Source organism: Myxococcus sp. AM009 (genome assembly GCF_013372605.1).
In the GTDB taxonomy this organism is placed as follows: Bacteria; Myxococcota; Myxococcia; order Myxococcales; family Myxococcaceae; genus Myxococcus; species Myxococcus vastator.
The window spans coordinates 29932-41874 of sequence record NZ_JABXEP010000009.1 but is presented as its reverse complement, the minus strand read 5'-3'; the positions used below and the strand labels follow the sequence as shown (position 1 = coordinate 41874).

1 protein-coding gene is annotated in these 11943 nt (G+C 69.0%); it reads right to left on the bottom strand.

Translation table 11 applies throughout. The features are described from left to right. Positions 1–55: 55 nt before the first annotated feature. Positions 56–11935 carry a non-ribosomal peptide synthetase gene (locus HV824_RS04100; RefSeq protein ID WP_176422696.1) on the bottom strand — a complete coding sequence of 3960 codons (11880 nt, stop codon included), beginning with the start codon at positions 11933–11935 and terminating at the stop codon, positions 56–58. Positions 11936–11943: the final 8 nt, after the last annotated feature.

The following is an 11943-nucleotide window of genomic DNA, read 5'->3' as shown; positions in this document are numbered from 1 at the left end:
CCTCCTTTGAAAAGGTCTCGTGACGCCCCACCACCGCGCGTGGGGCGCGAAGTCCCTATTCCGCGCCGGCGCCCCGGAGCCGCTGCTCGAGCGCATCGACCAGTCGCCGCACGAGCGGCGCTGTCAAAATCGAGAAGTGGTCGCCCGGGATCGTGACCACCTCGAGCTCACGCGAGAAGCGCTCGGTCCACCCGTAGCTGCTCGAGTTCGTCACTTGCCGCGCCGCGCTCTGGGCTCCCTTGATCAGCGTCGCGTGGACGGCGAGAGGCGTGTCCAGCTCACCCACTGGGGCGCGCATGTTCGCGTCGAACACCGCGAAGAAGCGTCGCAGCGTATCGAGGTCAACGCCGCCCCCGGCCAGTCCCGCCTCCTCAAGCCGTCGACGCACCAGCGCGAGGGCGGACTCGTCGTCCAGGCCATCCATCTCCACAGCGGTCACGGGTGCTCCGACCCCGAGGAATTCACCGAAGGCCGTGGCGAACTCCGCCAGCAGGTCAGCACGACGGTGCTCTTCCCAGCGGCTCCGCGTGGGAGCCTGTCCGTCCACCAGGAAGAGATGCGCGACGGAGGCGCCGCTCTCTACGATGCGCCGAGCAAGCGCGTACGCCACCGTCCCGCCGAAGGAGTGGCCGGCCAGCAGGTAGGGGCCATCCGGCTGGATTGCCCGCAGGGCGTGCCAGTAGTGTTCCGCCAGCGCGTCGATGCTGGTGAGGGGTGCTCCTCCGTCCAGCCCGGGAGCCTGGAGCGCGTACAACGGACGATGCTCGGGGAAGGCCCTCGCGAGCGCGCTCAGGTAGACCACCGAGCCGAACACCCCCGGCACGAAGAACACAGGTGCCTTGTCGCCCCTGGACTTCAGCGGAATCGCACACGCGTGGGCGAGGTGCCCGTCTCCGCGACGAGCACCGGAGAGGGCGCGAGCCAGTCCGCGCGCGGTCGGATGCTCAAGCAACCATCGAACCGGCACCTCCATGGCGACGAGCTTGCGCAGGCGTGACGCGACGAGGGTCGCGAGGATGGAGGTCCCTCCCAACGCGAAGAAGTCCGCGTCGAGCGTGACCTCCGTGCCGAGCACGTCGCTGAACACCGAGACAGTGAGCTCCTCGAGGTCATTGCCAACCCGTGAGGAGACCGCGGCTCCAGGCCTGGCGGCAGGCATGGCAAGGGAGTGCTTGTCGACCTTGCCGCTCGACGTCATTGGCAGGTGCGCCAACGAGACGATCTCGCTGGTACACATGTACTCCGGGAGGTGCTCGCGCAGATAGGCACGGTACTCCGCGGGTTCCAGTCTGCGATGCTCGGCCACATAGCCGACGAGGCTCACTGCGGTGCCGCGCCGGAATGCCTTGACGGCGGCGGCCTTCACGTTCGGGTGGCGCGCGAGCAGGGCCTCCACTTCCCTCACCTCGACGCGGAAGCCGTTGACCTTCACCTGGTCATCGAACCGCCCCAGGAACTCCAGGACGCCATCCCTCGTCCACCGGGCGCGGTCCCCCGTGCGATAGGCACGCCCCTTGAAGGGAGCACCGGGCTCGGACGCGATGAACTTCGCCTGCGTCTGTTGTGGATCGCCCAGGTAGCCAATGGCCACGCCAGCGCCAGCGATGATGAGTTCACCGGGGACTCCCGGTGGTTGCGGCCCCCCCCACGGGTCGCATACCCATGCCTGGACGTTGGCCACCGGGGTTCCGATTGGAATCGAGGGGCCGTGGAAACCCGTGGCGTCCCACGCCCCCACGTCGAGCGCCGTCGCCACGATGGTGCCCTCCGTGGGCCCATAGGTGTTGAGGAGCCGAACCTGCGGCGAGGCGACCTTGCGCCAACGCGACACCGACGCCATCGCGGCGGCGTCACCGCCGATCACGACCAGGCGGACGCACTCCGGCAGCGAGTCGATCTCGTTGATCCACCCCTCCCAGAACGCGGTCGGCAGATTGACGACGGAGATCTCATTCGAGACGCAGAGTTCGGAGAAGCGGTGGAAGTCGGCGGCCGACACGTCGTCTCGTAGGACCAGCGTGGCGCCGGCGAGCAGGGTCGGAAAGACCTCCTCGAGGAATGCGTCGAACGTGACAGAGGCGAACTGGAGCGCGCGATCGCCTGGCGTGAGCGCGAAGTTGTCCGCCGCGGCGACGGAGTAGTTCGTCAGCGCACCACGAGAGACGACGACGCCCTTGGGAGCCCCTGTCGATCCCGACGTGTAAATCACGTACGCGGGCGCGTCCGCCCCCACCGGAGCGCGTTCGGCGACCAGCACGGTGTCAACTGCGGGGGCGGCCACGTCGACGCAGAGGCACTCCACGCCTTCAAGTCGCCCAAGCAGCGCCTGGGACGTGAGGACGAGCGCCGGTGCAGCGTCGGCGAGCTTCAGGTCGACGCGCTTCATCGGCTCAGTGGTGCTCAGCGGCACGAAGCACGCGCGCGCACGAAGGACCGCCAACATCGCCGTCACCAGTTCGGGCGAGCGTTCGAAGTGCAGGCCCACCCTGTCCCCGGCCTGGACACCGGCGTGGCGGAGCCGCCGCGCCAGTGCCTCGGCATCACGATGCAGTTCGGCATACGTGACGCGACGTGAGCCCGCCTGGATCGCGACCGCCTCCGGCTGCGCACCAGCCCGCCGAGCGACCAGGTCAAAGACATCATCCCCGGGGCCCGCCGTTGCGGTGTCGTTCCACCGGGTCAGCAGCGCGGTCTCCGCGACCGTCGGGAACCGCAGGTCTCGCAGCCGCCCCTGACTCCCGCACCGCACGAACTCGGAGACGACGTGCCGGAGGGCCTGAAGGAGTTGCTGCGCCAACGCCTCGTCGAACAGCCGCCCGTCATAGCTGCACTGCAGCCGGATCGTGCCCCCTGTTGGGATCACCGCGATGACGACCGGGAGATGCAGCGGGACCGAGAAGCGCATCTCGCCGAACTCGAAGCGCGAGCCGCTGCTGGTCACAGGCGCGGGAAAGTTCTCGAAGACGAGCACGCAGTCGAACAGCTTGAAGGGCCCGGCTCCGGGGAGCAGGTCGCTGCACGCGCGAAGCTGCGCCTGGGTGACGGTGCCGTGCTCGCGCATCAATCCGAGGCGGTGCTGCTGCGCGCTCAGCCAGGCCAGCACGGAAGCCTCAGGCGACAGCTTCGTCCGGGCCGGCAGCGTATTGATCAGGAGCCCCACGCGCTCGTCTGCCTGCGGGCACGACGCGTGTCGACCCGACACGGTCACTCCAAACATGACCTCGTCGCGTCCACAGAGGCGGCTCAGCACATACGCCAGGGCGCCCTGGAACAGGGTGCTCAAGGTCAGCCCATGGCGGGTCGCAAACAGTGAGAGGGGCCTCACCTCGGAGCTGTCCAGCCGCGCGTGACACTCTTGATGGTCGAAGGCCGCGCCGGGCTCCGGTGTCCGGGCCACGGAGTCGAACGTCGTGGCCTCCTCGAAGCCAGCCAGTTCGGCGCGCCAGAACGCCTCCAGGGCGTCGGTGGCACGTTCGGCGCACCACTTCGCGTAGGACTGGATGCTTGGGGGTGGCTCGGCCAGACGGGGCTCCTGGCGACCGAGCAAGCGCGCATGGTACAGGTCGTCCAGGTCCTTGAGGAGGATCGACAGGCTCCAGCCATCGAGCACGATGTGGTGATGGACGATGGCAAGCTGGTACGCGTCCTCGGCATCCTTGAACAGACGGAACCGGACCAGCGCTGGCGAGCTCAGCACGCTGCCTTGTCGCCGGTCCTGTTCGCGGAGGACCGCGAGGTGCTGGCGCCGCGCCGCAGGCTCCAGGCCGCTGAGGTCGGCGAACGAGAACGCGACCTGGACGTCATCGTGGACGCGCTGGTGGCCGATGCCCTCGTCGTCGAGCGCGAAGCTCGCGCGCAGCGCGGGATGCCGTGACACCAGCGTGGCCAGGGCGTCTCGCATGAGCTCCGCGTCGACAGGCCCCGACAGCGGCACCTCGATGTGCTGGAGGTAGAGGTCCGGGGCCCCGCTCACCAGGGAGTGCACGAGCATCGCTTGCTGGGACGCCGACAGTGGCAGGCTGCGACCGTCGGCATCGGCTGCGCTGGGAGTTCGCGGCGGGAGAGCGCAGCGCACCATGCGGGGTGCACTCGCCTGCACCGTGCGCTGCCGCAGGAACACATCCGGGTCGACCTCGAAGCCCTCCTTGCGGGCGCGCATCGCCGCCTGCAAGGCCAGCAGCGAGTCGCCTCCTCGCTCCAGGAAGTCGTCGCGCGTCCCCAGGCGCTCAAGCCCGAGCAGCTCCGCCCAGATGCGACAGAGCAGCGCCTCCTCCGCTGTCGCGGGAGCCGAAAACGCCACCTGCGAGTCGTCTGGTGGAGGGAGGGCCCGTCGGTCGACCTTCTGATGCGCGTTGAGAGGCAGCACCTCCAGGAACACGTAGTTCGCCGGCACCATGTACTCGGGCACGCGCTGTTCCAGGTAGCTGCGGAGCTCGCTCGCGCCAACCGTGGCACCGCTCCTGGCGACCACGTAGGCGACGAGACGCTTGGGGTCGTCGTCTGACGACTGCCAGACGCAGACGACCGCATCGGTCACCCGTGCATGCTGGCGCAGCACCGCTTCTATCTCCGCGGGCTCGATGCGGAAGCCGCGAATCTTGACTTGCTGGTCCGCGCGGCCCAGGAAGTCGAGGTTGCCGTCCGCACGCCACCTCGCGAGGTCGCCAGTTCGATACAGCGGACCGGCGCCGAGCGACGGCGACGTGACGAAGCGCTCCGCCGTCAGCTCCGGCTGGTTCCAGTAGCCCCCCGCCACCCCTGCCCCACCGACGTACAGCTCCCCGACCACGCCACATGGGACGAGCTCCCCGCGCGCGTCCACCACGAAGGCGCTGCTATTGGCGATGGGCTTGCCGATGGGCAGCGGACGGGTGCAGGCGTGGCCGGCTGGCACCTGGAACGTCGTCGAAAACGTGGTGTTCTCGGTCGGGCCGTACCCGTTGACCAGCGTGCACCCCGGCAGCGCCGCGAGCACCTTCGACACCTGCGCCAGCGGCGCCACGTCACCGCCGGTGGCAAGGTACCTCACGTGCTTCAGGGCATCGAGCCGATGCTCGACCAGCAACTTGAACAGCCCCGTGGTCAGCCAGACGACCTCCGCACGCTCGCGCTCCAGCGCCCCGGCGAGGGCGTCGAGCGACAGCTGCCGACCCTCCAGCAGCACCATCGTCGCCCCATTGAGCAGACTTCCCCAGATTTCGAACGTCGCCGCGTCGAACGTCGTCGGGCTCAGGTGTGTGAATCGCAGGCCCCCTGCCCCCGCGAAGTAGTTGGTATTGCATACCAACCGCACCACGCCGCGCTGGCGCACGCATACGCCCTTGGGCCGCCCCGTCGAGCCCGACGTGTACATGATATACGCGAGGTCATCCGCTCCCCCGTGACGCGCCAGGTCCTCGCCCGGCAACGCGTCAATCGCCGCCCCGCGCTCACGCACGTCCACCGTTGGCCGGCCGCCCCCGTCCAGCCCCACCGCGCCATCGGTGAGAATCAGGTCGAGGTCCGTGTCGTTGATGATGAACCGCAGGCGCTCGGCGGGAGCGTGCGGGTCCAGGGGGACATAGGCCGCTCCAGCCTTGAGCACCGCCAGGGTCGACACCAGCGACGCCAGCGAGCGCTCCATCGCAATCCCGACGCGCGCCAGCCGGGTGGGGCTCGCCTCTCGCAGGTAGCGCGCCAGCTGGTTGGCCCGCCGGTTCAACTCGCCGTACGTCACCGACGGCCGCCCCTCCGCGTTCGCGCACACGACCGCAATCGCCTCCGGCCCACCCGCCACGACCGACTCGAAGACCTCCGCGATGCTCCCGCTCGGCAGTTCGGTGACGGGCCCCCGGCCCGCCTCCAGCAGCCCGCGCCGCTCGTCCTCGGAGATGAGCGGCTGCTCCCCAATCGCCCGCTCCGGCTCGGCCAGCATGGACTCCAGCAGCGCCAGGTAGTGCTTCGCCAGCCGTTCCGCCGTCCCGGCGTCGAACAGCGCCGACGCGTAGTTGACGCTCCCCTCCAGCCCCTCCCCCTCGTCACCCAACGTCAGGATGAGGTCGAACATCGCCGAGGTGTGCTCCAGCCGCAGCGGCTGCAGTTCGAGGCCCTTCACGGCCCCTACGGCCGGGAGGTTCTGGAGGGCGAACATCACCTGGAACAAAGGGTTCCTGCCCGGCTCCCGGTCGGGCTGGAGCTCACTCACAATCTCTTCCAGCGACACGTCCTGATGCTCAAGCGCGTCGAGAACGACCTCGCGGACCCTTCGCACGAGGTCCGTGAACGACTCTTCGCCGCGCACACTCACGCGGAGCGGCAGCGTGCTGACGAAGTAGCCCATCGTACCGTGGAAAACGCCGTGCTGACGATTCGCCACCGGCGAACCGATGACCATGTCTTCCTGACGTGTATAGCGATGCAGCAGGGCAACGAAGGCGGACAAGAGCGTCACGTACGACGTCACGTCACGCTCGACGTTGAACTCGGCGAGCCGCTTCTCCAGCGTCGGAGCGACCTGGAACCCCGCGAGTCCTCCTTGATGACTCCGCGCGCCGTCTCTTGCGCGGTCGGTCGGCAGGTCGATCTCCTGGGGCGCCCCCGCGAGCTTCGCCTTCCAGAACTCAAGACTCTGCCGCACCGGCAACTGCGCGCGCCAGGTGACGTAGTCCGTGTACTGAGCTCCCAGCGCCCGATGGCCTGGCTGCGCGCCGCGCGCGTGCGCCTCATAGCCTTCCATGAGTTCGGTCAGGAACAAGCTGACCGACCAGCCGTCGGAGACGATGTGATGCATGGTCGAGACGACGACCGCCTTGTCATCCGCGGTCTGGCTCACCCTGAGCCGGATGAGCGGCCCACGCACCAGGTCAAACGTGCGCGCGGCTTCCTGCTGCACGACTGCCATTGCGGCATCCCTGCGCGACGAGGCCGGCAACGCGCGCAGGTCGTCGTAGGAAAACACTCCCTGAAGAGTGTCATGGGCGATCTGGACCGGCCCGCCATCGCGCAGCTCGAACGTCGTGCGCAGGCCGTCGTGCCGCGAAATGACCTGATTCACGGCCGACGCGAACGCGCCAGCGTCGATGACTCCCGTCACCTCGACGGCGGCAATCATGTTGTAGACGCTGTTCGCGCCGTTCAGCTCGTGCAGGAACCACAGTTGCCGCTGCTGGGGCGCGAGCGGGTAGCTTCGTTCATACGCGTCCGCCCCCTCGTCAATTGAGCGCTCCCCGACCTGAATCGGGAGCAGCCCGTGCGCCGCCAGCACGGCATCCAGGTCCGCGAGCAACGCCGGCTCGGCGGCGATCCGGTGCACGTCCACCATCAGCAGCGCGGCGGAGCCGCCCCGTGCGCCGAGCTCCACCCGCATCAGGGGGGCGGTGCTCAAATCGAACGGCCGCACGAGCTCCTCCGGCTCACGCGCGGGCTGAGCCACTCCGACAGAGAACGGCACCTCCTCATGCACGAGCTTGACGATCCCACCGTCCCGCTCCTCGAAAGAGGTCCGCAACACCTCGTGCCGCCGGATCAACGCACGCAGCGCCTCTTCCAGCCCGCCCACATCCAGTTCCCCGTCGATGTGGCAGGCGCGCGGCCTGTTGTAGCGAGTACCTGCGTCGAGCTCGCTCAGGACGTACGTCCGTCGCTGCCGCGGCGTCGGCGCCGCCACCGCGGCCTGCGCACTCCGTGCCCGCTTCGTCCGTCCCGCGCCGGCCGCCGCGAAGAAGTCCGCCTGCTGCCGGATGGTTGGACGCGCGAGCAGGTCTCGGAGCAGGACGTCGACACCGAGCTCCTTGCGAACGCGTGCCGCCATCAGCATCGCGTTGAGTGAATGACCGCCGAGGTCTGAGAAGTTGTCGGTGCACCCGACGCGTTCCAGGTGGAGGACCTCCCGCCAGATCGCGGCGATCGACTCCTCCAGCGCTGACTGCGGTGGGACGTACGCCGGAGCACCAGTGCGGCGCGCAGCGTCCGGTGCCGGCAGCGCCCGCCGATCCACTTTTCCGCTCGGCAGCAGCGGGAGCGAGGGAAGCGTCACGAACACGGCCGGGATCATGTAGTCCGGCAGATACTGCTCGGCCACGGCGCGCAACTCGCCCGGCGACACGTCATTCGCGGCGACACAGTATGCAACCAGCCCGCGTTGGCCGAGCGCGTCCTCACGTGCCACGACCACCACTTCTCGAACACCCGCGCGCTCCGCCAGCACCGCTTCTATCTCCGCGGGCTCGATGCGGAAGCCGCGAATCTTGACTTGCTGGTCCGCGCGGCCCAGGAAGTCGAGGTTGCCGTCCGCACGCCACCTCGCGAGGTCGCCAGTTCGATACAGCGGACCGGCGCCGAGCGACGGCGACGTGACGAAGCGCTCCGCCGTCAGCTCCGGCTGGTTCCAGTAGCCCCCCGCCACCCCTGCCCCACCGACGTACAGCTCCCCGACCACGCCACATGGGACGAGCTCCCCGCGCGCGTCCACCACGAAGGCGCTGCTATTGGCGATGGGCTTGCCGATGGGCAGCGGACGGGTGCAGGCGTGGCCGGCTGGCACCTGGAACGTCGTCGAAAACGTGGTGTTCTCGGTCGGGCCGTACCCGTTGACCAGCGTGCACCCCGGCAGCGCCGCGAGCACCTTCGACACCTGCGCCAGCGGCGCCACGTCACCGCCGGTGGCAAGGTACCTCACGTGCTTCAGGGCATCGAGCCGATGCTCGACCAGCAACTTGAACAGCCCCGTGGTCAGCCAGACGACCTCCGCACGCTCGCGCTCCAGCGCCCCGGCGAGGGCGTCGAGCGACAGCTGCCGACCCTCCAGCAGCACCATCGTCGCCCCATTGAGCAGACTTCCCCAGATTTCGAACGTCGCCGCGTCGAACGTCGTCGGGCTCAGGTGTGTGAATCGCAGGCCCCCTGCCCCCGCGAAGTAGTTGGTATTGCATACCAACCGCACCACGCCGCGCTGGCGCACGCATACGCCCTTGGGCCGCCCCGTCGAGCCCGACGTGTACATGATATACGCGAGGTCATCCGCTCCCCCGTGACGCGCCAGGTCCTCGCCCGGCAACGCGTCAATCGCCGCCCCGCGCTCACGCACGTCCACCGTTGGCCGGCCGCCCCCGTCCAGCCCCACCGCGCCATCGGTGAGAATCAGGTCGAGGTCCGTGTCGTTGATGATGAACCGCAGGCGCTCGGCGGGAGCGTGCGGGTCCAGGGGGACATAGGCCGCTCCAGCCTTGAGCACCGCCAGGGTCGACACCAGCGACGCCAGCGAGCGCTCCATCGCAATCCCGACGCGCGCCAGCCGGGTGGGGCTCGCCTCTCGCAGGTAGCGCGCCAGCTGGTTGGCCCGCCGGTTCAACTCGCCGTACGTCACCGACGGCCGCCCCTCCGCGTTCGCGCACACGACCGCAATCGCCTCCGGCCCACCCGCCACGACCGACTCGAAGACCTCCGCGATGCTCCCGCTCGGCAGTTCGGTGACGGGCCCCCGGCCCGCCTCCAGCAGCCCGCGCCGCTCGTCCTCGGAGATGAGCGGCTGCTCCCCAATCGCCCGCTCCGGCTCGGCCAGCATGGACTCCAGCAGCGCCAGGTAGTGCTTCGCCAGCCGTTCCGCCGTCCCGGCGTCGAACAGCGCCGACGCGTAGTTGACGCTCCCCTCCAGCCCCTCCCCCTCGTCACCCAACGTCAGGATGAGGTCGAACATCGCCGAGGTGTGCTCCAGCCGCAGCGGCTGCAACGCGAACGTGACCTGGAAGAGCGGATCCGTGCCGACTTCGCGCACGAGGTCTTCCAGCGCCACTGGGTGTTCGAGCGCCTCAAGCACCGTCTCGCGCACCTTCTGCACGAGCGCCGTGAAGGAGTCCTCGCCGCGCACGCCTAGCCGGAGCGGCAATGCACCGCCAGACTGGCCAGGAGCCACCGGCGAGCCGATGACCATGTCTTCCTGGTGCGTGTAGCGATACAGCAGGGCAACGAAGGCGGAGAGGAGCGTCACGTATGGCGTCGCGTCGCGCTCGACGTTGAACTCGGCGAGCTTCTTCTCAAGCGCCGGGGCGACCTGAAACCCCATCAGTCCAGCCTGGTAACTCCGCGCGCCGTCTCGTGCGCGGTCAGTCGGCATGTCAATCGCCTGGGGCGCCCCCGCGAGCCTTGACCGCCAGAACGCCAGGCTCCGCCGCACGGACGCCTCGAGCGCCGTCCCAGGGAGCACGGCCGTAACCGGTTGCTCCACGTCCGCGACGATGCACGCCAGGACCTGCTCGAACCTGGCCAGGACGGCCTCGCCATCGTCAGCGACGGTCTGCAGGACCAGTTGATAGCCGTCGGCGACGTCGTTGATGCTCAGCGCGAAGGGGTAGTGCGTTGCCTCGCCTGCGCGGCCGTCCCGCACGCCGAGGTCCCCATGGAAGAGGCGATCCGTCCCGTCGTCCGTCGCGTGCCTGGTGTTCAGGAGCGCCGAGAACAGCGGGGCTGAGGGCGGAATGCTCGACCAGCTCTGAATCATGGGCAGCGGCACATGGTCATGTGCGGGCAGCTCCGCGAGCAGCGCGTGCATGCGAGAGAGCGCGCCCCGCACGCTTCCCTGGTCGAGGCGGACGCGGACCGGCAGCGTGCTGAGGAACATGCCGGCCGTTGCTTCCAGCCCCACGACCGGCGCCGAACGTCCGTTCAGGACGGTCCCGAACACGACGTCGTCAGTCCCGCCACGCCGGGCGAGGACGACGGCATACGCCAGGTGCATGAGCGCCGCGGGGACCACGGCGCATGCGCGGCTGGTCTCGCGGACCCGCTCGGTCAGGTCGCGTCCCAGCACGCTCCCACGGGTGGCTGGCCTCGCGCGGCGGCCGCGGATTGGGTTCGTCGACTCACGGAGCCCCTCGAGCTGTTCCCGCCAGAAAGACTCGCTCGCCTTCGGGTCACGACTCGACAGGTATGAGACGAAGTTCCGAAACGGGGCGGGCGCCGGAAGGCTCCGGCCCGCGGCCCGGGCGTGGAACTCGCTGGCGAGGTTCCTGAGCAGCACGTCGTCGTCGATGACGTGGTGAAGTACCAGCAGGAGGCTCCAGCCCCCCTGTGGGTTCGGTGCCTCCGTGGCGCGCATGAGGGGCGCCCGCTGCAGATCGAACCCGGTCGCCTGCGCCGCACCGATGGCCAGGAGTTCTTCCTCTGTCGTGACCGACTCGCGCCGATGAGTCGAGAGCGTCGCGCGGCGCCAGACGACCTGCACGGGGCGCGGGCGAATGTGCCACACGACCGATGTACGGAGGATGTCATGCCGCGCGACGAACTCGTCAAGCCCTCGCGTGAAGCGCGCCAGGTCCTGCTCCGCGTCGAAGTGAAGGACGAGGGAGGTCAGATACGGGTCGACCTCCGACGCCAGGTGCTGGAAGACGAACCCCTCCTGCAACGGAGTGAGCGGGTAGATGTCCTGAACATTGCTCGCGCCCCCGGGCACCAGCGCCACGATCTCGTCGATCGAGTCCTGATCCAGCGCCACCAGCGTCAGCATCTCTGGGGTGATCCGCTGCGCGTCGGGTGGGATTTTGTTCGGCTGCGCCTCGTGGAGCTTCCGCAGGGGTTGCAGCCGCCGCGCCAGCTCTCCCACGTCTCCGGCCTCGAACACGTCCTTGGGGCTCACCTGCAATCCGACCGCGCGGAGCTTCTCCAGGAGGCGGATCGCGAGCAGCGAGGTGCCGCCGCGTACGAAGAAGTTGTCGTTGACGCCGACACGCTCGATTCCGAGCACCTCCGCGACCACGGCGCAGGCCTGCCGCTCAGCGGCGGTCACCGGCTCGACGAACTCGGCCGCCTCGGCGGCGCCCGCTGGTTCATCGGCGCTCACCTCATCGACGTACGCGAGGCACTCCGACCTGGTGCCCGTCCGCCCCGCGTCACGCCACCCGTTCGGCAGCGGCTTGTTCGTGGGCCAGATCGAGTATTCGGCCTCGTCGTTGACGAGGACCACATACGTCC